At 36.1% G+C, this 23,553-nt stretch carries 19 protein-coding genes; 16 read left to right on the top strand and 3 right to left on the bottom strand.

Annotation, left to right across the window (positions count from 1 at the left end; genetic code table 11):
* Window positions 1-106: 106 nt before the first annotated feature.
* From spoIVA to ACECE_RS0224605, 6 genes are all read left to right on the top strand, one after another.
* The gene (gene spoIVA / locus ACECE_RS0224630; protein ID WP_010252315.1) at window positions 107-1,588 is read left to right on the top strand and encodes a stage IV sporulation protein A; all 1,482 of its coding nucleotides are present in this window, start codon (window positions 107-109) and stop codon (window positions 1,586-1,588) included.
* 620 nt (window positions 1,589-2,208) lie between these two features.
* Window positions 2,209-3,612: a sugar ABC transporter substrate-binding protein gene (locus ACECE_RS0224625; RefSeq protein ID WP_010252314.1), complete on the top strand. Its 1,404-nt coding sequence runs from the start codon at window positions 2,209-2,211 to the stop codon at window positions 3,610-3,612.
* A gap of 145 nt (window positions 3,613-3,757) precedes the next feature.
* Entirely contained in the window at window positions 3,758-4,741 is a 984-nt protein-coding gene (locus ACECE_RS0224620) for a carbohydrate ABC transporter permease (protein WP_010252313.1), read from the top strand.
* The gene (locus ACECE_RS0224615) at window positions 4,741-5,595 is read left to right on the top strand and encodes a carbohydrate ABC transporter permease (RefSeq protein ID WP_010252312.1); all 855 of its coding nucleotides are present in this window, start codon (window positions 4,741-4,743) and stop codon (window positions 5,593-5,595) included. The genes ACECE_RS0224620 and ACECE_RS0224615 overlap by 1 nt, the downstream gene beginning before the upstream one ends.
* A gap of 363 nt (window positions 5,596-5,958) precedes the next feature.
* Window positions 5,959-6,141, top strand: a complete 183-nt coding sequence (locus ACECE_RS32730; RefSeq protein ID WP_456049047.1) for a hypothetical protein — start codon at window positions 5,959-5,961, stop codon at window positions 6,139-6,141.
* A 103-nt stretch (window positions 6,142-6,244) separates the two neighbouring features.
* Window positions 6,245-7,303, top strand: coding sequence for an N-acetylmuramoyl-L-alanine amidase (locus ACECE_RS0224605; protein WP_010252310.1), 1,059 nt, complete (start codon window positions 6,245-6,247; stop codon window positions 7,301-7,303).
* Between the two features lie 129 nt (window positions 7,304-7,432).
* Here ACECE_RS0224605 and ACECE_RS0224600 read toward each other — a convergent pair whose 3' ends face one another.
* Window positions 7,433-7,645 carry a hypothetical protein gene (locus ACECE_RS0224600; protein WP_010252308.1) on the bottom strand — a complete coding sequence of 71 codons (213 nt, stop codon included), beginning with the start codon at window positions 7,643-7,645 and terminating at the stop codon, window positions 7,433-7,435.
* 167 nt (window positions 7,646-7,812) lie between these two features.
* Window positions 7,813-8,460, bottom strand: coding sequence for an HAD-IA family hydrolase (locus ACECE_RS0224595; RefSeq protein ID WP_040428861.1), 648 nt, complete (start codon window positions 8,458-8,460; stop codon window positions 7,813-7,815).
* A gap of 286 nt (window positions 8,461-8,746) precedes the next feature.
* On the opposite strand from ACECE_RS0224595, the gene ACECE_RS0224590 reads away from it, so the two are divergent.
* Both ACECE_RS0224590 and ytvI read left to right on the top strand, forming a co-directional pair.
* On the top strand, window positions 8,747-11,128 hold the full coding sequence (locus tag ACECE_RS0224590) for an endonuclease MutS2 (protein WP_010252304.1): 2,382 nt from the start codon (window positions 8,747-8,749) through the stop codon (window positions 11,126-11,128).
* 330 nt (window positions 11,129-11,458) lie between these two features.
* A complete protein-coding gene (gene ytvI, locus ACECE_RS0224585; RefSeq protein WP_026073991.1) occupies window positions 11,459-12,541 on the top strand; it encodes a sporulation integral membrane protein YtvI in 1,083 nt (360 codons plus the stop codon).
* A gap of 16 nt (window positions 12,542-12,557) precedes the next feature.
* On the opposite strand, the gene sigK is transcribed toward ytvI, so the two are convergent.
* On the bottom strand, window positions 12,558-13,268 hold the full coding sequence (sigK, locus tag ACECE_RS0224580; RefSeq protein ID WP_010252299.1) for an RNA polymerase sporulation sigma factor SigK: 711 nt from the start codon (window positions 13,266-13,268) through the stop codon (window positions 12,558-12,560).
* A 277-nt stretch (window positions 13,269-13,545) separates the two neighbouring features.
* On the opposite strand from sigK, the gene ACECE_RS0224575 reads away from it, so the two are divergent.
* The 8 genes from ACECE_RS0224575 to ACECE_RS0224540 all read left to right on the top strand — a co-directional run bounded on the left by ACECE_RS0224575 (window position 13,546) and on the right by ACECE_RS0224540 (window position 23,534).
* Window positions 13,546-14,223 carry a response regulator transcription factor gene (locus ACECE_RS0224575; RefSeq protein ID WP_010252297.1) on the top strand — a complete coding sequence of 226 codons (678 nt, stop codon included), beginning with the start codon at window positions 13,546-13,548 and terminating at the stop codon, window positions 14,221-14,223.
* The gene (locus ACECE_RS0224570; RefSeq protein WP_010252295.1) at window positions 14,220-15,713 is read left to right on the top strand and encodes a sensor histidine kinase; all 1,494 of its coding nucleotides are present in this window, start codon (window positions 14,220-14,222) and stop codon (window positions 15,711-15,713) included. Before ACECE_RS0224575 ends, ACECE_RS0224570 begins: the two co-directional genes overlap by 4 nt.
* A 53-nt stretch (window positions 15,714-15,766) precedes the next feature.
* Window positions 15,767-16,381 (top strand): lipoate--protein ligase family protein, encoded by a 615-nt coding sequence (locus tag ACECE_RS0224565; protein ID WP_010252293.1) that lies wholly within the window; start codon window positions 15,767-15,769, stop codon window positions 16,379-16,381.
* Between the two features lie 256 nt (window positions 16,382-16,637).
* Window positions 16,638-18,506, top strand: a complete 1,869-nt coding sequence (locus ACECE_RS28795; protein WP_010252291.1) for an efflux RND transporter periplasmic adaptor subunit — start codon at window positions 16,638-16,640, stop codon at window positions 18,504-18,506.
* Window positions 18,503-19,234: an ABC transporter ATP-binding protein gene (locus ACECE_RS0224555; protein ID WP_010252290.1), complete on the top strand. Its 732-nt coding sequence runs from the start codon at window positions 18,503-18,505 to the stop codon at window positions 19,232-19,234. Before ACECE_RS28795 ends, ACECE_RS0224555 begins: the two co-directional genes overlap by 4 nt.
* Complete coding sequence (locus tag ACECE_RS0224550) at window positions 19,231-20,439, top strand: ABC transporter permease (RefSeq protein WP_010252288.1); 1,209 nt, start codon at window positions 19,231-19,233, stop codon at window positions 20,437-20,439. The genes ACECE_RS0224555 and ACECE_RS0224550 overlap by 4 nt, the downstream gene beginning before the upstream one ends.
* A 54-nt stretch (window positions 20,440-20,493) precedes the next feature.
* Window positions 20,494-22,845, top strand: a complete 2,352-nt coding sequence (locus ACECE_RS0224545; protein ID WP_010252286.1) for an S-layer homology domain-containing protein — start codon at window positions 20,494-20,496, stop codon at window positions 22,843-22,845.
* 29 nt (window positions 22,846-22,874) lie between these two features.
* On the top strand, window positions 22,875-23,534 hold the full coding sequence (locus tag ACECE_RS0224540; protein WP_010252285.1) for a hypothetical protein: 660 nt from the start codon (window positions 22,875-22,877) through the stop codon (window positions 23,532-23,534).
* Window positions 23,535-23,553 lie beyond the last annotated feature (19 nt).

Raw genomic sequence — 23,553 nt, 5'->3', positions numbered from 1 at the left:
GCAGTATTTTGGGGGATATTTCCACAACTCTTAAAGTGCTGGCTTAAGTTTTGGGTGAATTGTTTTGCCATTGATAGTTTCAAATAAAAGTAAGGGGGGTTTGCGGGTGGAAAAATACAATATATACCAGCAAATATCAGAAAGGACGCAAGGAGACATTTATATAGGTGTTGTAGGACCTGTAAGGACTGGAAAATCAACATTTATTAAAAGATTTATGGATTTGCTGGTTTTGCCCAACATTGAAAATGAGTACTCCAGGAACAGGGCGAATGATGAACTGCCACAAAGTGCTTCTGGGCGCACAATAATGACAACAGAGCCCAAATTTGTACCGAATGAAGCAATTCAGATTGTCCTTGATGAAAATGTGCAGTTTAAGGTAAGGTTGGTAGACTGTGTTGGATACCTTGTTAGAGGTGCATTAGGACATATGGAAAATGATACACCGAGAATGGTATCCACTCCATGGTACGAACATCAAATACCCTTTGTTGAGGCGGCTGAAATTGGCACAAAGAAGGTAATAAACGAACACTCAACTATAGGGCTTTTGATTACAACAGATGGAAGCATTACGGATATAGACAGGGAAGACTATGTTGAAGCTGAAGAACGAGTGGTAAAGGAACTGAAGAGTATAAACAAACCGTTTGTAATTGTTTTGAATTCTAAGGACCCTTCAAGCGAAGAAACAGAACAGCTTAGATTAGAACTGGAAGAAAAGTATGGAGTTCCAGTAATAGGAACAAATTGTGCACAGCTAAGGATTGAAGATCTAAACGGAATAATGGAAAGAGTACTCCTTGAATTCCCAATCAGTGAAATAGGTGTAAATATTCCAAGATGGATTGAATGTCTTGATGACAACCATTGGTTGAAGGTTGACTTGATTAATTCAATTAAGGAATCTTTCAGCGGAATAACAAAGATCAGGGAAATAAAAAGCAGTATGAACAGGTTTGGAGATTATAAAACGTTCATCAAAAAAGCGCAGATTGACAGAATAAATCTCGGCACAGGAAGTGCTTTAGTTGATATCAGTGAAACAGATGGTTTGTTTTATAGTGTGTTAAGCGAAATGACAGGGCTGGAGATCGAAGGAGAGCATAAACTTATCAGTCTTATGAGGGAAATGGCAAAAATCAAGAAGGAGTATGAGAAGGTACAATTTGCACTTCACGAGGTTAAATTAAAAGGCTATGGAATTGTGACACCGCAAATGGATGAGCTTTCTTTGGAAGAACCTGAAATAGTCAAGCAGGGTAACAGATTTGGGGTAAAACTTAGAGCAAGTGCTCCTTCAATTCACATGATTCGTGCTGATATTGAGACAGAGATAGCCCCTTTGGTTGGTTCGGAAAAGCAATCTGAAGAATTGGTAAATTATCTGTTAAAAGAATTTGAAAATGAGCCTGAAAAGCTCTGGCAATCGAATATATTCGGTAAGTCTCTGCATGAGTTGGTAAGTGAGGGACTTCAGAATAAGCTTTACAGAATGCCGGAAGATGCTCAGCTAAAACTTCAGGAAACGCTTCAAAAGATAATCAATGAGGGAAGCGGAGGTTTAATTTGTATTATACTTTAATCCTCCAGGTAAAAACAAGCGCGGGTAAAATATTACTTTTCTAAAGTGGCTATTTGACGATAAAAAAGCCTTCAGCTTGTTTTATAAAGCCAAGTGTGGGTTATAAATCACTTTATTGACATTACTTATGTATTTTTTGGGGGGTAATGTCTTTTTATTTAGGTGAAGAATGAAGTGTTGTCAGCACTTGACATAACATAGGATTTGGTTTTATGATTAATTAAGGGTAAGTTATAGACATTGGTATATGCTGTTGGGAAATATTACATATATGCAATGTTTTACTAAAAACCCATTATGCGGTAATGTGTGTCAAAAATAAGTATAAAAGCAATCTTTGTTTGAATTAGTTGCGGCAGCTAAATTTGTTTATAAATTAATTATGATGTGATTAGTAATATATGTAAAGTGTGTAAAAATACGAAAACTTAAGAAGTGTAAAAATGGAGAAACCGAGAAAAAAACGGACGATCTGAAAGAAAAACGAGAGTGTTTTGGTCATATCGTAATAAATTGCTTAAAAATAGTAAATTTTTCATGTTGTATTTTTGAGGATAAATTTATAATATAATTTATTGTATAAGCAATATCTAATTATCATTAAAGGGGGAAAAAAAATTATGCTAAAAAAGGTAATTGCATTCTTATTAATTTCATCATTCTCATTAAGTTTTGTAGCATGTAACAAGAATGAAAAGGTGGAACCATCAGCGGCTCCAACTAGCAGTGAAGCAACAAAAGCTCCTGAAGCAGCTAAATTGACTGGCAAAATTGATTTCTGGTTAATGCCTAACAGTGCTGCACCAGACAAAGATTTGTTGTCAGTATGTAAAGGATTCCAAGATGCTAATCCAGATGTAACAATCACACCTACAGTTATTGACTGGGGTTCAGCTTGGACAAAGATCACAGCTGCTGCTACTAGCGGTGAAGCACCAGATGTTACACAGCTTGGAACAACTTGGGTTGGAGCTATTTCTTACATGAACGCTTTAGCAGATTTGACTGATAAAGTTGACTTCACTAAGTTCTCAGATGCAACTCTTGCAACTGCTGGACTTATGGGTTCTGACAAAAAGACTGCTGCTCCTTGGTTCTGCGAAACAAGAGCAATATTCTACAGAACAGATGCTTGTCAAAAAGCTGGCGTAGATCCTACAAAGGATTTCGATACTTGGGATTCTTTCAAAGCTGCTTTGAAGAAATTGAACAATGTTGAAGTTGATGGCAAGAAATTACCTGCACTCGGTATGCCAGGTAAAAATGACTGGAACGTTGTGCACAACTTTGCACCATGGATTTATGGAGCAGGCGGAGATTATATAGCAGCAGATGGAAAATCAGCTGTATTTAATTCTGCAGAAGCTTTAGAAGGTATCAAGTTCTATTCAGAACTTGCAGTAGAAGGTTTGATGGACAAAGCATCACTTGAAAAGAATACATCAGACGTTGAATCAGCATTTACAAATGGTGGTTATGCTACTGCTATATTAGGACCTTGGAATATAGCTACTCTCGAAAGCAACAAAAAGAAATTCGAAGCTAATCCTGCTGAAGGAAATAACCTTGTTGACAAAGTTGGCGTAGCAATGATACCAGCTGGTCCTAAGGATAGAAAAGCATTCTGCGGAGGTAGTACACTTGCAATATTTGATTCATCAGAGAACAAAGATGCTTCTGTTGCACTTATAAACTACTTAACTGATAAAGATGCACAGGTTGCTTATGCTACTATTACTGGTAACCTTCCTACAAACAAGGAAGCTTACAACGATGCTTCAATAGCTGATCACCCAATGCGTAAAGTATTCAAAGCTCAGATGGAATTTGCTAAAGCATACCCATCAATCGCTTCATGGGGTCCTTCAGAAACTTACTTCCAACAAGGTTTGAGTAAGATCTGGGATAACGCTATGGAAGTTAGCGGTAAGTATGATTGGGAAGTTTCCAAGAAAGCTGTTGAAGAAGTTATCAGCCAAGTTAATACAGTAATTTCACAGAATGATACTGGAGTTAAAAAATAATATATATATAGATTAAACTTTTAAATAAAGAGTTTACAAAAATAATTGAGTTTAGTGCGGGTAGAATATACCACGCACTAACTCAATACTTTTATTGATATGGTTTTATATGTAAAATGCGAAAAAAATGTGGGAGCTTGATTATATGAATATTCAAATAAAAAAATCAGGTATAGGGGTTAATGGCAAAAAGGGGACGCAAAGTTATTTTTGGTATTCGGTAAAACAGAATAAATTTGCATATTTTATGATATTACCCGCAATATTGGCAATGCTTATTATTCATTTTGTTCCTATGATACAGGGGATTTATATTTCTTTTATAAATCTTAACATGGCTCATATGAAAGAATTCTTAGGTGCCCCATTCGTCGGTTTTAAGAATTATTACGATCTCTTTTTCGGTGGGTTGAATACAGGTTTCGGATTCGCTTTAAGAAATACTTTAATTTATACTGTATCCGTTACCTTTTTAACACTCGCATTAGGTATCGTCTTGGCGATGCTTTTAAACAGAGAGTTCAAGTTGCTAGGGCTTGCTAGAACTGCACTTCTTATGCCATGGGTTATACCTTCGTATGTTGTAGGTATAGTTTGGGAAAAGTTATGGAGGCAGGAAGGTTTAATAAATACTGTACTCAGTTGGTTGCACTTAATTGGACCTGATAAAGCTACATGGCCATTCTGGCTTGTTGGACCTCTGACATTGGTTGCTATTATTATTCCAACCATTTGGAGAGGTTTACCGATGTCAATGATTCTTATGTTAGCTGGTTTGCAGAGCGTTTCACCTGATTATTATGAAGCAGCTGAAATTGATGGTGCAAACGGCTGGCAGAAATTCTGGAGCATTACTTTACCTTTGTTAAAGCCTATTTTATCAATAAACATCATGTTTTCGTTAATAAACAATATTTATTCGTACAATATTGTTTCGATGATGTTTGGTAACGGTGCTGGGCAGCCCGGAGATTGGGGAGACCTCCTTATGACTAATATTCAGAGGAACTCATTCCAATTGTGGCAGTTCGGTCAAGGGGCTGCGGCTCTGGTAATTTGTATGCTAATTATGTTAGTAATCGTTGCTATTTGGTACTTAATCTTCAAAGATGATTTGGTGGTGAAATAATGAGAGTAGGATATTTTGAGTCAATAAAAAGGAAAAAAAGAATGACAGCAATGGCGGGTAATTTTGTATTATTTATATTTGCCTTGTTTTCACTGGCACCAATAGTTTATATGGTTTGTGCTTCTTTGATGAAGCATAATGAAATTGCAACTAGTCAATTAGGTTGGCCGCATCATTTTTATAACTACATTGAAGTTTGGCAGAATCTCCCGCTTGGAAAGTATTTTCTTAACAGTATGATAGTCTGCAGTGTTGTTACTTTAGTTGCACTTGTTATTGCGACGCTGTCAGGGTATGCTCTTGCTAAGTATAAGTTTCCAGGTTCGGGTGTAATTGGTATAATTGTTTTATCAACTCAAATGTTGCCTGGTATGATGTTCTTACTTCCTTTGTACATGAATTTTGTAAATATTCAAAATACAACGCACTTTAAAATGACAGAAACATTACATGGCTTAATATTTATATATTCTGCGTTTTATGTTCCTTTTAGTATATGGATTATAAGAGGATTTTTTGCGTCTATTCCTGGAGAATTGGAGGAAGCTGCTAGAATTGACGGATGCAACAAGTTTTCTGCATTCTACAGAGTTATGCTTCCATTAGCTGTACCGGGTATAATAGCAACAGCAGTATATATATTCCTCATGGCATGGGATGAATTGTTATTTGCCTGGGTTCTTGGTGTACAGACCGTTCCTGTTGGTATAAGAAACTTTATTGGATTTACACAGTCAAGATATGATTTGCTTTTGACAGCTGGTACAGTTGTTACTCTTCCTGTGTTGATAGCGTTCTTCAGCTTACAGAAGTATTTCATAAGCGGTATGACTGCAGGTGCTGTAAAGGGTTAATACTTGTTATAGCATTAAATAAAAAATGAGGATTAAAAGTTTTTTGGCTTTGGTAGAGTTTTCTATCAAAGCCAAAATTGTTTTTACGGGGATTATCGGGAAATATATTGAATAAATTTTACATACATCTTAAAATATATTTAATTAAAGAGATCTGCAATTAAGGGGTTAAGTGTTTTGATGTATAAAGACTTTTGAAAGCAATACAACAATTGAAATAAAGGCGGGGAATGAAAGTTGGCATATAATTTGAGTATTAATTATTCTATTGCGTTTTTTTTGGTAGTTTTAATCTCAGCGTCAGTACTAAATTTGCTTAAACAGCATTTTATTTTTCAAGTAACCGGAATAGCTTTTTTATTTATGTTTACAATTGTAAAGGTTTCAATGTTATTTAAAAGTGATTCAAACATAAAGTTGGCAGATTTGTATTATACTATTTTGCCAATACTTTCAGGAATTGGAGCATGCCTTGTAGCGATGGCACTTGGGTTTTGGATATTCCCTCCAATAAGAAGAATCCTTAGTGTGAAAAAAGATCTATAAAAGTATAATTTGATAGCTCTATTAGCCCCTTGAAAAAATTACATAAAGGATAAGTGAATGGCGCGAAGAAGTATTATGTAAATAAATTTTAGGGGATGTGGACATGAAAAGAGCGTTTTTACTATCATTAATTATTACTACCTTTTTGATTGGCATAGGAGAAGCATATGCTTCAGGTCAACTTTATTCAGGGGTTAGGGGAGTTACATCCAGTTTTAAAATTGCTGTTGGAGGCACAAAATTAGATTTAGAAAGAGACCCGGTGTTAATAAATGGCCGTACTGTAGTACCTGCAAGGACTGTTTTTTCAAAAATCAATGCAGACGTAGAATGGAATGTAATAAAAAATCGTTTAGTTATAACTAAAGACAATAATGCAATTGTAATGTATATAGGTTATAATAATTGCTATGTAAATGGTGCTAAGAAAGAAATGGAAGCACCTGCTATATTGGTAAATGGAACTGTCATGGTACCGATTAGGTTTGTTGCAGAAACTTTTAATATGAAAGTGGGATGGAATGAAGCAAATTCTACAGTTTATCTAGGGGATATTCCTGAAACAATTATTGAGGACGAAAATAATTCTTCAAATGTTAAAGGTCGTTCAGTTGTAATAGATGCAGGGCACGGAGGCGCTCAGACAGGAGCAGTATATGGCCGAGTAAAAGAAAAGGATTTAAATATTGATATTGCAAAGAGGTTGAATACAAAGTTAAGTGAGATAGGTGTTATTACCTATATGACAAGAGATGATGATTACAATGTGAGTCTTTATTCAAGATCAGGGCTTGCAAATAAAAAAGGTGCTGATTTGCTTATTAGCATTCATAATAATGCTGGGCTTAAAAGATATTCAGGAAGTATGTCACTATATTATCCAAGTTCATCTAAAACCAAAGGAAAACTTTCATCCTATGAATTTGCAAGTATTGTACAAAAAAACATGTGTAATACTTTAGGTTCAAAAGATATGGGAATTATTGCAAGGTCAGAACTGGCTGTACTGAGAACATCCCATATTCCTGCTGTAATAGCTGAGGTAGGATATATGTCAAACTCATCAGAACTTAGCAAATTAAAGACTTCAGAGTATAGAGAAAAGGCGGCCGAGTCATTAAAAAAAGCTGTTATTGAAAGCCTTCAGTTGATGTATGAGTAACTTGAAGCCTAAGGTGTTAAAAATGGCTCTTTGCTTCATCATATAGAACTTAATTATATTAAAGAAATTTTAGTGCAATAATATATATCAAATAATATTTAGATTGCATCTAATTTTATTTGATATATATTATTGAAGCATATACATAAAACTTGTTATATTCTCGTGTAAGATGTCGGGGTCCAATCTTCCTTTCTGAGCATCTATAAATAGATTCTCATAGGCTTCTAAAGCTCTTCTTATATGTTGTCTCTTTTCGTAGCTCCATTCAGGGCTGCTTTGAAACTCCTTTATATCATCGATATAAGTCTTTATAATCTCAAGCTTTTTTTCATTAGTCAAAATAAAAACCTCCCATATAGATATAAATGAAATCAGTCTTTAAGTATAGCATTTTCTTTTGGCACAAAAATATGCAAGGTAAAGTCTGTTATAACTATTTGGGATTTTTCAACACATAATATTGTGCATTTTTTCTAAACGAAATTCCTAAAAAAGTATTAATTTTTTTAGGAAGATTCCTCCACTATTTTAAGGAGATCTAAGGGCGTATTAATCACATAATCAGGTTCAAAGTTTATAAACTGAGACTTTGGAAATATAGTCCAATTTACCAGAACAGTTTTGATTCCTGCATTTTTTCCACATAGAATATCATATGGGCTGTCTCCAACTAAAAGGACTTCCTTTTTTTCAGCCCTAAAATGTGCTAAAGCTTTTAAGGCGGGCTCCGGGTGAGGTTTATTATTCTGGACATCATAAGCGCTTACTATATAGTCAATATATTTCTTATAGTCAAAGTGTTCTAATCCATGTAAGATTCCGCTGATACCTTTGGCTGAAACGATAGCATTTTTACAACCTAGATCTTTAAGTTTTTGCAGCATTATATCTATTTGAGGGAATTCCTTAGTTAGAGCTTTCTGATGTGATCTGTAAAATTCCTTATAGTATTCAACCATGGAGGGCCAATGTTCGGAAGACAGGCATTTCATTTGTTCCTCAAGAGGCTTGCCAAGAATACTGTTTAATTTATCAGTAGAAAGGCTATGATGAAGGTATTTGAGTGAAGTTTCATTAAGCGTGAGTGTTATTAATTCATTTGTATCTATAAGTGTTCCATCAAAATCGAATAGGATATATTTATACAATTTCATCACCGGGGTTTATTATAACATATCAAAACAGTTGCTGCAATTCATGTGATAAGCTTAAGAAAAAAAAGAGTAATTACACAATTTAAAATTATTTATTAACAAGAATTTTTTTAAAACAGTGTATAAAGGTAGTATAGGATAGTATAGGAATATAAATATTTTACTTATAATAATTTTTTGCTATAATATATAAAACATAAAAAATGGTTGTTGATACTATCATTTTTTGAGCCGATGTTACATTTTCATAATTCCTAATTAATGCTTAAGAGAGGTAATTATATACATGAATGAAAAGACAATACGAATTTTAGAGTTTAACAAGATAATAGATAGGCTTGTAACACTTACCGCGTCAAGTCTTGGAGCTGAATTGGCACAACAGCTTCTGCCGGAAGTTGATTTTGAAAAGATTAAAATAAATCTGAAGGAAACCAGTGATGGAGTGAACTTTATCTCAAGGAGAGGAAGCCCTCCATTAGGTGGAGTGAATGATATACGAGACAGCATTAGAAGGGCAGAGATAGGCTCAATTCTAAATCCCGGCGAGTTGATCCGTGTATCCGGATTATTGCGCGCTGTTAGAAATTTAAAGAATTATGCCAGCGGTGACAATATAAGAACTGGTGAAGACAATGTTGTTGGAGAATTAATTAATTGCCTCGAAGCAAGCAAAAGGGTAGAGGACAAAATTAATATGTGTATTGTGAGCGAAGAGGAGATATCTGACAATGCAAGCCCTGCGTTAGGAAATATCAGGAGGCAGATACGTCATGCTCAAAATTCTATCAAGGATAAACTAAACGACCTTGTCAGATCATCGAAATATCAGAAATACATGCAGGAGTCAATAGTTACTTTAAGAGGAGATCGCTATGTTGTTCCGGTAAAGCAGGAATACAGAAGTGAGATACCGGGTCTCGTACACGATTCATCTGCCAGCGGTGCAACCCTTTTTGTTGAGCCCATGGCTGTTGTTGAAGCAAATAACACTATTAGAGAACTTAAAATAAAAGAGCAGACTGAGATTGAAAGGATACTTCAGGAGCTTTCCTGTGATGTGTCTGAAATATCAATGGGTTTAAAGACAAATGTTGAATTGTTGGCAAAGCTTGACTTTATTTTTGCCAAAGCAAAGCTTAGTCTGGATTATAATTGTGTATGTCCTAAACTAAATAGAGAAGGCAGGACCGTTATTAAGAAGGGAAGACACCCTCTTCTTGATCCTAAAATTGTAGTGCCGATAGACTTTTGGATAGGGGATGAATTTGATACTCTTGTTGTTACAGGTCCTAATACTGGGGGGAAAACTGTTACGCTAAAAACAGTAGGCCTATTTACCCTTATGACACAGGCGGGGCTTCAGATTCCTGCCAATGAGGGTACGGAGATAAGTGTTTTTGGCAAGGTATTTGCGGACATTGGGGATGAACAAAGTATAGAGCAGAGTCTTAGTACATTTTCATCTCATATGAAGAATATAGTAAACATACTGGAAAATGTGGATAGCAGTTCACTTGTTCTTTTTGATGAATTAGGAGCTGGAACGGACCCTACGGAAGGTGCTGCTCTGGCAATGGCAATTCTGGAACATCTAAAGGAGAGAGGGTGTACAATTGTTGCTACAACCCACTACAGCCAGCTTAAGGTTTATGCTGTTACAACACCTCATGTTGAAAATGCATGCTGTGAATTTGATGTTGAAACCCTAAAGCCAACCTATAAGCTTTTGATTGGGGTGCCTGGCAGAAGTAATGCTTTTGCAATATCAAACAGATTGGGACTTATTGATTCAATAGTTGAACGTGCAAAGGGATATCTGACAAGTGAGGAAATCAAGTTTGAAGATATGCTTATGTCAATTGAAAAAAACCTTAACCAGTCTGAAAGTGAAAAAAGACAGGCGCAGGTTTTAAAACTTGAAGCAGAGAAAATAAGAAATGAGATAGAAGAACAGAAGAAAAGATTTGAGGATAGAAAGGAAAATATAGTAAAAGAGGCAAGGGAAGAAGCAAGAAGGGTTTTATTAGATGCTAAGCATGAGGCTGAAAATATACTTTCAGAAATGAGAAGAATTCAAAGGGAAAAGGAAAGCTCTCAAAGCCAGAAGGAAGCCGAAGATATGAGGCTTAAGATAAAAAATAAGATTGATAATATTGAAGAAGCTTTGAGTAAGCCTATTATCCCTAGGAACACGCTAGTTAAGCCGCCTAAGAACTTGAAACCTGGAGATAGTGTTCTGATTATCAACCTGAACCAGAAAGGAACTGTTGTAGCTCTACCTGACAAAAATGGTGAAGCTATTGTTCAAGCTGGAATTATGAAGATAAATCTTCATATTACCAATTTGAAAGTCATTGATGAACAGAAAGCTCAGATAAAAAGAACCGGAGCTGGAGAGATTGGCGTATCTAAGGCAAGGAATATCAGTACCGAGATAGACTTAAGAGGTTTGAATCTCGAGGATGCTCTTGAAAATGTGGATAAATATCTGGATGATGCAGTGATATCTGGTCTCGCTGAGGTATCTATAATACATGGTAAAGGAACCGGTATATTAAGGAGCGGAATTCACCAGTATTTAAAATCAAATAAAAGAGTTAAGTCATACCGGCTTGGAAAGTATGGAGAGGGCGAAACAGGGGTTACTATTGTTGAGCTAAAATAATGTTTTAGCTATTCATTAGCATAAAGTTGACTGTTATAACATGTTAAACATCAAATTACATCGTTTGGAAAGTAGAACATACAAAAGCATTGACAGGTGGCAAAAAAAGTTATATTTTATAAGTAGTTCGACAAACTACTAACTATATTAAGAGGACTCGTAGACCAGTAGATACGGGTCTTTCTCTTTGGTGTTATATTCTATTAAATCTCCTGAAATGTATAAAAATGTTATTTATACTTTATGCTTGCTCTATTTGCAATAAAATATTATCATATATATATCTGTATTAGCTTTTTTAGTACAAATATAATATATGTTGGAGTTCATATGAATAAAGGTTTAAAGCTATTTTTAAGGTTGTTGCTTATTATTGGGGGTACTGTACTAGGAATTTTTGTATTTTTTAATTCAATTCTATATATCGCACCATTTTTAATTGCATTTGCTTTATCGTCTTTAGTAGAGCCTTTGATTAAGTTTCTCATTAAGAAGGTGAGACTTAATAGAAAGATTGCCACAGTATTCTCACTTTTGCTGGTTTTAGTTATTGTGGGAGGACTGCTCGCGCTGTTGATATCAAGAATTTATCAGGAAGCACTGAGTTTGTATGACATGATGCCTCAGTATTCCATAGAGATTTATAATAATATAAGAAATTATATAAATAAAGCGTCGGATATATACTTTAAACTTCCACAAGAGGTAACTAAGAATGCTGAAGGTATGATAGCAGATTTAACGAGTACATTATCAGGTATAGGAAGTAGATTTGCAAAAGGAGTATTTAATACTGCTATATCAATTCCACAGGCTATAATTTTTGTTATTGTCACTATACTCTCAACGTATTTTATGGCAGCTGACAGGGAAAAGATTTATAATTATATTAAATTCAATGTTCCGGAATCATGGGTAGATAATGTTGTGAGCATAAAAAACGATATGTTCGCAGCACTATTTGGCTATATTAGAGCACAGCTTATATTGATGAGTATTACATTTGTTGAGTTAAGTATAGGTTTTGGCATTATTGGTGTCAGGCAAAATTTACTGTTAGGGTTATTAGTTAGTATCATAGATGCGCTGCCTATTCTTGGAACTGGAGGGGTTTTGATTCCATGGTCTATCTACAATTTCATCACAGGTGATATACGAATGGGCATTTCGCTGATAATACTTTATGGAGTGGTATTAGTGGTAAGACAGATGATAGAGCCAAAGGTTTTAGGCCAGCAAATAGGGTTACATCCGTTAGTGACTTTGCTCTCAATGTATGTGGGATTAAGGGTGTTTAGCTTTATAGGGATGATAATTGGTCCAATAACTATTTTGCTTTTGAAGAATATACTGCAAGGAATATTTAAAAAGAAGTCGTTCAAAGAATATGTAAAAGAGTGTAAGAGTTCTTGATGTATCAAGAAGGCTGTCATTGACAGCCCTCTGCTTTTAATTCTTTACCCAATTTCTTTATAGCTTTCTTTTCAATTCTGGAAACATAGGATCTCGAAATACCAAGCATTTTCGCTATTTCCCTTTGAGTTTTGCTGGTACCGTTTAAGAGCCCATATCTCAGTTCAAGGACAACTTTTTCCCTGCTCTTAAGTACTACCTTCATTTTGTTGTATAAACGCTTAACCTGCATTTTTAGCTCTACTTCTTCCACAACTGATTCAGCTTCATTTCCGATTACATCAATGAGTGCAATTTCGTTCCCTTCACGGTCAACACCTATTGGATCCTGAAGAGAAACTTCACTCTGGATCTTTTTGCTGGATCTAATCTGCATCAAAATCTCATTTTCAATGCATCGGGCAGCGTATGTTGCCAGCCTCGTTCCTTTTTCATGATTAAATGTTGCAATTGCTTTAATAAGGCCTATAGTTCCAATGGAGATGAGGTCATCGCAGTCGCCGATTGTTGCATTGTATTTTTTAACAATATGAGCTACTAGCCTCAAATTCCTTTCAATTAGGATATTTCTTGCTTCTTCATCTCCTTCTTTAAGAAGCTTGATATAGTGCTGTTCTTCATCAGGACTTAGTGGCTGTGGAAAGGAATTTACATTGGATACATATCCAAAAAGAAAGAATATATTTCTGATTGCTTCAAGAAGTAATGTGCACGCTATTGTAAACAAGGTAGGGGCACCTCCGATAAATAAGCTACCTTTTAATTATATGAGTATTTATTTTACAAGGTGCAAGTACATTGATAAAAAATATTTATAAATTGATTGGGTTAAATACTCCGAATTTTATTTGACGTTCACAGAAATATCACAAATCTGTCACAATTACATCATTTAGTATTTGTATAATTATTAGAAGAGGATTTATAATTAATATAGAGCAGCCTGACATTTCAAACGTATAATGTCATTAGCATTGCCTTTATAAGCTATGAGGAGGGTTTGGATGAACGGGATGAAAATATTAATAGCTGACGATGAAGCAAGAATGCGAAAGCTGTTATCGGACTTCTTAAAAAAAGAAGGATTTCAAGTTTTGGAAGCCAAAAATGGAAAAGAAGCATTGGATATTTTCAATAGTGACCAGAGTATTGACCTGATTATATTGGATATAATGATGCCGGAATTAGATGGCTGGTCGGTTTGCAGACAAATCAGAAAAAGTTCGCGTGTACCTGTTATTATGCTTACTGCAAGAAGTGACGAGTCTGATGAGCTTTTTGGGTTCGACCTTGGAGCCGATGAATATATTACAAAGCCTTTCAGCCCAATGATACTTGTTGCGAGAGTCCAGGCTTTATTAAGAAGGTCTGGAAATGCGGAGTATTCGACAAAGTTGTTTGATGGACTTGAAATAAATGAGATTGGCCGGGATGTATACATAGACGGTGTTAAACTTGACTTAAGTCCAAAAGAATTCGAACTTCTTGTCTTTTTAGCAGATAATAAGGGAATAGCCTTATCAAGAGATCAGATTCTGAACTCCGTTTGGGATTATGACTATTTTGGAGATGCCAGAACAGTTGATACACATATAAAAAAGTTAAGACTTAAGCTTGGTGACAAGGGGGACTTTATTCAAACAGTCCGTGGACTGGGTTACAAGTTTGAGGTGAAGAAATGAAGTATTCAATTCGTTTTAAACTGGCTAAGGGATTGATAAGCCTTGTTCTTTTTTTTGTTGCGATGTCATGGATTTTAAATAATGTATTTTTGGAAGATTATTACCTGTACAATAAAAAGAATACATTGATAGATAACTTAAAGAAGATAGATGAACTGTACGAGCATAACAACGATACAATGTATCTTGAACTCGAAAAGATTGAGAGGATGAAAGGTCTTCATATAGTTATTGTGGATCATGATTTCAATATTGTATATGATTCCATGCAAAAAAAAGCAGGTTCATCACCAAGAACAAGGTTCAGACAGCCTGAGCGGAATATACAGAATGCACCTGAGTTTTTTATTAAAGCAAAGGAAGAACAGCTTAAAAAAGAAGGAATAATTATTGAAAACGGTAAGGATATAAGAATGGGTTCCAACTTTTTAAGCGTGTTTTCAACATTATATAACGGAGACTATATTTATTTAAATACTGCTGTTGCAGCTATTGAGGAAAATGTCGACGTGGCCAATAAATTTTTCGTTTTTACAGGGGCAATAACCTTGCTGACAGGGGGTATTTTTATTTTCCTGTTTTCGAGGAAGTTTACAAAGCCCATTCTTCAGCTAAATAGTATTGCACAGCGTATGTCAACCTTAGACTTCAGTGAACGATACACTGTAACAACAAGAGATGAAATTGCACAGCTAGGTCAGAGTATTAACTCCTTGTCAGAACAGTTGGAGGAATCTATAACAGAGCTTAGAGACGCCAATGAACAGTTGAAGGAAGATATTGAAAAGGAAAGAAAAATAGATGAGATGCGAAAAGAGTTTATATCCAGTGTATCTCATGAACTAAAGACTCCAATTGCATTAATACAGGGCTATGCAGAAGGTCTTAAGGTAAATGTCAATGATGATGAAGAGAACAAAAACTTTTATTGTGACGTTATTGTTGATGAAGCTTGTAAAATGAACAAGCTTGTAAAACAGCTTCTCGAACTTTCACAAATACAGTCAGGAGAACTGATTTTAGACAGAAGTGATTTTAAAATACTTAACTTGATTGAACAGGTTGTAAAAAAGAACGATTTGATTTTTAAAGAGAAGGGCATAAGTTTAAGCATTGAGAAAAGTGTTGATGTTATGGTAAATGCAGATTATGACAGAATTGAACAGATTTTCAGCAATTATCTTAACAATGCCATTAACCATGCAGACAATCATAGGATAATTAGAGTTTCAGTGAATACAGCTGGATCAAAATGTGTTGTATTGGTTTATAATTCTGGACAAAATATTAATGAAGAACATTTGGAAAAGATATGGACAAGTTTTTACAAAATAGATAAGTCTAGAACAAGGGAATATGGAGGAACCGGTTTGGGACTTTCGATTGTTAAAGCTATACAGCAAGCCCACAGTAATGATTATGGCGTAAAAAATGTTGAAGGTGGCGTTGAATTTTGGTTTAACTTGGACTTGGTGGAAGAGTGCTCATAAAAGAGCCACAATAATTTCAATATAAAATCTCAGAAGGTGGTTATATTAAGGAAGTGAATGTTATCTACATTTCGCCTCTTTCGAATGAAGAGAACGAGGCAAGCGAAGGGAATTCAGACACTAACTTAAAATCAAGGGGAGATGCAAAAATGAAAATATGTAGAATATTGCTAGCTGCTGTATTAGCAGGGAACCTTTTTGCCACTGCGGCATTTGCCGTTCCGGTTGATTCAAAATCATCAACTCCCAATGCAAGTCATCAAAAAGACGGTGATGTTACAAAGGACAAATGTATTAAGCCGCGATGCCATAAGGGGAATGATGAAATGTGTAAAGACCCGATAAAAGCATTGGAAAACAAAAGAGAAGAAATCTTAAAGCTTGAGAAGGAAGGTAAGATTTCAAAGGAAGAAGCAGATAAGAAGATCAGGGAAATTGATGCAAGAATTAAAGATATTAAGGAATTTAATAAGCTTCCTGTTGAACAAAAAAGAGCAAAGCTAATAGCTAAATTTAAAGAACATATTGGTTTGAGAGTAAAGGAAGGCAAGATAACGCAAGAAAAGGCAGATGAAATAGTTTCTGAATATACAAAGAAGATTCAAGAATGGGATGGCAATGGATTTCCACGATTTTTTTATAAGGGGCATATTAAAAAAGAACATTAATTATTGCTCCTCAAAATTTAATATCCAATCAGCTATGATTATGAATTATAGCTGATTTTTTTATCACTGTAATTAATTCTCATAAACAGTATCTGGCATAAATATTAACGCTAACTCTTAAAAATACGATAAATAATATGGGCTGAAGGAAATATTTTTCACCAATTGTTCATCAAGAGTTCACAATGAATTCATTTGGCAGGGATATAATTTAATTAATACTTACTTAAGCATTAAAAAGGAGTTGTTAACAAAAATGGCACTACTATTCAAGAAAAAACGAAATAACGTGGCAGATAGTATGGCTGCCCCACTTTATTCTACAAAACCAAAGAAGAAAAAAACTCGCAAACGTTTAGCTATCTTAATTTCGGTTGTAATTGTTTTTGCTATTGCGGCATCTGCTTTTTTCCTTAATACAAGGAGAATGCAGCCAGCTTCAGCAAGCTCTTATACGCTTGAAAAAGCCGAGTATCGTGATCTGAAAGTTTCGCTTACAGGTACAGGAACGTTGGAGCCTGCCGATAAGTACACGGTAACGACGCTTACTTCAGGTGATATTTTAAAGGCTGATTTTGAAGAGGGAGATGTTGTCAATAAGGACGCTGTCCTTTATGAGATCGATAGTTCAAATATATCAACAAACCTTGAGTCTGCCCAAATCGGTCTGAATGAGAGCCGTAAAAACTATGAACGAAAACTGGAAAGTCTCGATGATCTCTTTGTACATGCTGATGATAGTGGGACAATTGTTTCGATAGATGTAAAAGTCGGTGATGAAGTTCAAAAAGGCCAGACGGTTGCAACTATAAGGAACAGTTCTGTTATGAGTCTTAAGCTTCCATTTGGAGTAGAGGATGCTAAAAAGTTCACGGTCGGCCAGAAGGCATCTGTGACTCTTGATGGTTCCTTTGAGGTTCTACCTGGTACTATTTCGGAAATCAATGCAGTTGATGAGATATTAACAGGAGGAATGCTGGTAAGGCAAGTAACTATAGATGTAACAAATCCGGGCGGAATTCAATCCGGACAGCTGGCTTCGGCAGTGATAGAAAGTATTGATTCCAGTGCTAGTGGAGCATTTACATATAAGACTGAATCCAAAGTGGTTACTGAAACTTCAGGAGAAGTTCAGAACATAAAATTTAATGAAGGAGACTATGTTGATAAAAATCAAGTAGTAGTTGTGCTTGACAGTGCTACTCTTGAGGATGAAATAGAAAGTGCAAAGAATAATCTTCGCAAAACAGAACTATCTCTAGACAATCAGAAAAAATCGTTGGACGGTTACACTATCGAGTCACCGATTGGAGGAACTGTTATTGAAAAAAACTACAAAAAAGGTGATAAAGTTGAATCCGGAGCGACACTTTGTACGATTTTTGACTTGAGCTATCTCAAGATGACTCTTAACATTGATGAATTGGATATATCAAAGGTAAGCGTTGGACAGAAAGTTAGTATTACTTCGGAATCCATAGCAGATAAAAAATATGATGGGGTTGTTACTAAAGTAAACATCAATGGAACAACTTCAAGCGGGAATACAACTTATCCTATTACAATCCAGATTGACAAAACAGATGGATTGCTGCCAGGAATGAATGTTGATGCAGAAATCGTGCTTAAATCCTATGAACACGTTCTGTGTGTGCCTTCTGAAGCTGTCGTACGTCAAAATAAGGTGCTTGTACCAACTACCGATGCAGATGCAAAATCTGATACAAAAACCGATGCAAGATCAAATACAAAATCAAATACAAAACCAAATACAAAGTCAAATACAAAGTCAAATACAAAATTTGAGGCACCAGAAGGGTATAAATATGTAGAGGTTACTACTGGTGTATCGGATACTGATTACATTGAGATCAAGAGTGGGTTGTCAGAAGGTGATGAAGTTGCTATCCAAAATCGTACTGCCAACAATCAGATGGGTATGATGATGGGGCCAATGGGCGGCGGAATGACAGGCGGCCAAATGGGTGGCGGAATGCCAGGTGGCGGTCAAATGGGCGGTAGTCAAAAAGGTAACTGGCAAAGGAGTGGTGGTCAAAGTGGCAGCTCTCAAAGAAGCGGCGGCCAACAAGGCGGTGGTTCTGCGGGAGGAGGCGGCATGAGATGATGCCACTCATTGAATTCAAAAATCTTTTCAAGATATACTTAATGGGAGATACTGAAGTACGTGCAGTTGACGACATTTCATTGCAGATTATGCATGGAGAGTTTGTAGCTATTGTAGGACAGTCAGGATCCGGTAAGTCTACCTGTATGAATATTATAGGTTGTCTTGATATTCCTACATCCGGTACGTATCTTTTAGACGGGCAGGATGTGAGCGACATGGATGATGATGAGCTTGCGGAAGTCAGAAATAAAATGATTGGATTTATTTTTCAGCAGTACAATCTGCTACCTAAACTTTCTGTGCTGGCAAATGTCGAATTGTCCATGTTGTACGCAGGGGTTTCAAAGAGCGAACGGAAAGAACGTGCCATTCAAGCACTTACTCGTGTTGGGTTGGAAAACAAACTGAATAACCTCCCAAGCCAGCTTTCTGGTGGACAACAGCAGCGTGTGTCTATTGCCCGGGCGTTGGCAGGTAACCCGTCTGTCATATTGGCAGACGAACCAACAGGCGCTCTTGATTCCAAGACCGGTAAAGAGGTTCTTGAACTTCTTAAGAAGTTACATTCAGAAGGGAATACGGTAGTCCTCATTACCCACGACAACTCAATTGCGGCACAAGCACAGCGGATTGTTCGTCTTGCAGATGGAAAAATTATATACGATGGGCCATCCAATGAAGATAATTCATTAGTTGGAGCCAAAAGGGAGGAGGAGCATGCATGAGTTTTTTTGAATCTTTTCAGATGGCAATAGGCAATATACTTGCAAGAAAGGTGCGTTCCCTTCTCACTATGCTTGGTATAATAATAGGTATTGTAGCAGTTATTGTTATTGTAGGTCTTGGAAACGGTATGGAGAATTACCTGGTTGACACTTTTAAGAGCATGGGTACTAATTTACTTACTGTTAATATAACAGGACGTGGTTCCACCCGTAATGTTTCTACTGAAGATATGTTCAAAATTGTGGAGGAAAATCCGGAATATCTTGAGAGTCTTTCTCCGAATGTAAGTGTAACAGGACAGGTTAAAATCGGTTCCGAAACCACGAGTGAAACCACAGTAACCGGTGTTGGCGAGGCCTATATGGATATGAAGGATTACAAACTTGCTATAGGCCGCTTTATTAGCTATATAGATACAGTAAACCGGAACAAGGTTGTTGTCATTGGAAAGTATTTAAGTAATGAATACTTTAATGGAAGAGGTATAGGAGAAACACTTCGAATCAATGGGCAGAAGTTTGAGATTGTAGGTGTACTTGATGCTGAAACTGATGATGTTGATGAAATTGATGAAGGCAGCACCGATGATGCAGTCTATATTCCATATAGTACTGCTACAAAGATGTTTGCCTCATTTGGTGCGAGAACAAGTTATTCTTTCGCTGTAAAGAGTGATGATCTGGTTTCAAAGGCAAAAGACCTTATAGACAAAAAGCTCTATGATGTATTTGAAGATGATAATGCATATGTAATAACAAGCATGTCCGAGCTTCTCGATACTATGACCTCGATGATCAATATTGTTATTACGATCCTTGCAGTTATTGCAGGTATATCACTTGTTGTGGGTGGTATCGGTATTATGAATATAATGCTTGTTTCAGTTTCGGAGCGTACAAGAGAGATAGGAATACGCAAAGCACTTGGGGCAAAACAAAAACACATTATGCGTCAGTTTGTTATTGAAGCGTCTACTACAAGTGCGATTGGAGGGATTATAGGTATAATAATTGGATATGCATTGTCAAGTGTAGGCACTAAGGTGATTTCAATGTTGACAGAGACGGATATAATTGTAACCCCGTCTACGGCTTCGGTGCTCCTTGCATTTGGTATTTCAGTCGGTATTGGAATGTTATTTGGATATCTACCGGCGAAAACGGCAGCGCGTCTTAATCCTATTGATGCACTTCGTTATGAATAAATATTGTTTGGTTTAAGATACGAATAAAATTCTATAAAATGGAGGTTAGATACAATGAACTATAAAGTAAAATTAGCTGTTTCAGTACTAAGTGCTGTAATTGCTTTAAATGTTTCAAGTGTTGCCTTTGCTGCATTTTCAGATGTATCCCCAAAGGCGTCGTATGCAGATGAGGTAAACCACCTGGCATCTTTAGGAATCATAAACGGAAATGAAAACGGTGAATTCAAACCCAATGACATGATTACTAGAGAGCAGTTTGCAAGGCTTATTATTGCAGCGGCAGATGAGGATTATAAGGCTGATATATATAAGAAAACGACAGTTTTCCCTGATATAAGTTCTTCGAGATGGTCATCCGGATTTGTAAACGCAGCGGTAAAATTGGGGTATATGAAAGGAATGCTTGACGGTAAGTTCCATCCTACTGAGGGTGTTACATATTCACAGGTTTGTACTGTTTTAGTGAAGATGCTTGGATACACCGATTCCGACCTTTCTGGTACATGGCCTCAGAGTTATTTGGTAAAAGCCAAGGAAATTGGACTTTCCGATGGAGTTAATTTTACCAGTAATGATCAGATGCCAAGATGGGCTGTTGCAGTAATGCTGGACAATTTGCTTGACTCTTCATTGAAGTCAAACCCTGCGAAGAAATTTTCTGAAACAATTGACAGTTATGCTCAATATATTGTACTTGCTACGTCTGAAACATCTTCTTCAGTATCTGAAGGAGAGGTTTTAACGGATAAAGGGACCTTTATTATCGGAGATGCCAGTATAAAGCTTGAACTGGGTAATAAGTACAGATTGAATGTAGATGACAATACTATTTATGGTGTATACAGCAATATGAGTGATTCATTGAACCTAAGCATTGACAGTATCAGTAGTACTACCATTACATACAAAGATGCCACCGGAACCCATAGTATGATTCTTCCGAGTGCACCAACGTACTATTATAAAGGTGTTCAGCAGAAATATGATGCTATTCCTGGGCTTCTTGAAAAGTGCTCCTCTATTGTCTTTAACAAAAACGCAAGTGGAACTGGATATGAATATGCAGTTATATCCGATCCGATTTACAGTAAACCCGAAGTGGTTGGTAAATCCAATAAGACAAATGAAGGTGTTGGAAAAATTAAGTTTGAATCCAGAATCGAAATTACAAAAAGCGGTACCATAATTACGGTACCGGAAATTGAACAGGATGATGTTATATATGAGGTAACTGACATTTGGGGAGGAAATAAATATATTCTAGATGTTGAGAACAGTGTTGACGGTGAGCTTACAGATATTCTTCCCAATAAGGTATCACCGAAAAAAATATCTGTTGATGGTGTTTCCTATGAACTTGGAGAATATATGGATTTGAGCAAAATAAACAGCCAGGGCGTTATGAAAGTAAAAGACAGTGTTACCGTCTTACTAGGTTATGATGGCAAGGTTGTTGATATGTATTCAAGTGATGAAGAAGACAATTCGGACTATGCCATTGTATTGAACAACTATAAAGAGAAATCAACATCGGTGGAAAACTATGGTACAGAATATACCTATGTAAAGCTTTTACATACTGATAATACAACAAAGACATACAGGCTTGCGGATGATGGTGATGATAATAATGATTTAACTTATACTGCAAAATTAGTAAAATATAAGGAGGTTAACAAGGAAACAGCTGATGAGTTTCCAGTTGTTGAACTCCAGAAATTAGATTATCTAAATTCAAAGGAATATGAAATTGACACTAACAAAAAGACAATAGATTCACATTATTTTGCAGACAATATAAAAATATTTAATATTGTAAATGAAGTTTATGGAACCGACTGTAATATTTATTTGATGGATCCTTCAAAACTTCCGGACGGAATTGTTTTTCCGGGTAAGATTAAGTACCTTAACATGGTAGGACCTTTTGAGGATATAAATGTAATGTTAGTTGATAACATTCTCGATGAAGATGAGTACTTAGGTGTAGTTACCAAAAAGGAATCATCCTATTCGCGCTCAAGCGAAGTAGTGTACACAAATACCATTTTAATTGGTGATAAAGAATATACAACCAACTATAACTCGGATGATGTATACGAGGGGTGTGTTGTAGAGGTTGAGATGAGAGATGGGAAAATTATGGGTATAAATTCTACAAGACAACCATTGCTTAAGACTTTTACATTTGATGCAGTTGATTCCACCAGAGTAAAAATAGGCGGAAAAATTTACAATTTGAAGAGTAACGCATCTATATATTTCTTGGATTATGATGGCAATTACGAGAAAAAAGGTACTGATGAAATTGATGTTACACACAAGTATGATAAAATCTCCGTCTATTTTGATGATTCATTAAAGTATGGTGGGGAAGTTGAGATTATAGTCATTGAAGATTAATTAACATAAATAATCAGGAGGCAGAATAAATGAAGAAAAGATTGGCAATTATTTTAGCAGTTTTGATAGTAGCGACATTTACAGGTTGTAGTTCAAAAGCTGGCAAAGGTACAGATCCAACTTATGATGGGAATGAGGTAGCCTCTAATAGTGGGTATAACAATAAGGACGGCGGAGGGGAACGTCAGAACCCGTCAGATGCTGCTGGATTAAGAGGAGAGGTTGTGTCTGTTAATGGTAGAGAGATTTCCCTTAAGATAGTTGAAATGCCTAGGTTTGGGGGAAAAGGAGGACCAGGTGGAGGAGGAGAAAGAACCGAAGGAGGCAAAATGAAAGGTGATCCAGGAGAAAGGCCTAATATGGCAACTGGTGATGGTGCAAAAATGGATCGTGGTACTCCACCAGATATGGAATCAGGTAATACTCCTAAAAGGGATGGAGCACCACCAGATATGGCGTCCGGTGCAGCCCCTAAAATGGAATTGACCTACACAGGAGAAACTAAAACTATAACAATACCAGAAGGCGTATCCATAACAAAAATGAGCAGAGGCGATAACGGAGCACAGCAGACGGAACTGGCTATTACGGATATTAAGGCAGGAGACATTATGCAGGTATGGTTTTCTGATGAAGCTAATAGCGTAGTTGAAAGAGTCAGTATAAGTAATTTTGGGCAAAAGAAATAACTCCAAAAGAAACTTCAAC

The sequence above is a fragment of the Acetivibrio cellulolyticus CD2 genome (genome assembly GCF_000179595.2).
In the GTDB taxonomy this organism is placed as follows: Bacteria; Bacillota; Clostridia; order Acetivibrionales; family Acetivibrionaceae; genus Acetivibrio; species Acetivibrio cellulolyticus.
Note: the sequence above shows the minus strand (reverse complement) of the source record. Positions and strands in the feature narration are given on the sequence as shown.

Coding starts and splice junctions, on each gene's coding strand:
- ACECE_RS0224590 (WP_010252304.1), top strand. CDS start 8,747: ATGAATGAAAAGACAATACGAATTTTAGAGTTTAACAAGATAATAGAT.
- ACECE_RS0224555 (WP_010252290.1), top strand. CDS start 18,503: ATGATGCCACTCATTGAATTCAAAAATCTTTTCAAGATATACTTAATG.
- ACECE_RS0224545 (WP_010252286.1), top strand. CDS start 20,494: ATGAACTATAAAGTAAAATTAGCTGTTTCAGTACTAAGTGCTGTAATT.
- ACECE_RS0224605 (WP_010252310.1), top strand. CDS start 6,245: ATGAAAAGAGCGTTTTTACTATCATTAATTATTACTACCTTTTTGATT.
- ACECE_RS0224620 (WP_010252313.1), top strand. CDS start 3,758: ATGAATATTCAAATAAAAAAATCAGGTATAGGGGTTAATGGCAAAAAG.
- ACECE_RS0224540 (WP_010252285.1), top strand. CDS start 22,875: ATGAAGAAAAGATTGGCAATTATTTTAGCAGTTTTGATAGTAGCGACA.
- ACECE_RS0224595 (WP_040428861.1), bottom strand. CDS start 8,460: ATGAAATTGTATAAATATATCCTATTCGATTTTGATGGAACACTTATA.
- ACECE_RS0224625 (WP_010252314.1), top strand. CDS start 2,209: ATGCTAAAAAAGGTAATTGCATTCTTATTAATTTCATCATTCTCATTA.
- ACECE_RS0224615 (WP_010252312.1), top strand. CDS start 4,741: ATGAGAGTAGGATATTTTGAGTCAATAAAAAGGAAAAAAAGAATGACA.
- ACECE_RS0224575 (WP_010252297.1), top strand. CDS start 13,546: ATGAACGGGATGAAAATATTAATAGCTGACGATGAAGCAAGAATGCGA.
- ACECE_RS0224570 (WP_010252295.1), top strand. CDS start 14,220: ATGAAGTATTCAATTCGTTTTAAACTGGCTAAGGGATTGATAAGCCTT.
- ACECE_RS32730 (WP_456049047.1), top strand. CDS start 5,959: ATGTTTACAATTGTAAAGGTTTCAATGTTATTTAAAAGTGATTCAAAC.
- ytvI (WP_026073991.1), top strand. CDS start 11,459: ATGAATAAAGGTTTAAAGCTATTTTTAAGGTTGTTGCTTATTATTGGG.
- ACECE_RS28795 (WP_010252291.1), top strand. CDS start 16,638: ATGGCACTACTATTCAAGAAAAAACGAAATAACGTGGCAGATAGTATG.
- ACECE_RS0224550 (WP_010252288.1), top strand. CDS start 19,231: ATGAGTTTTTTTGAATCTTTTCAGATGGCAATAGGCAATATACTTGCA.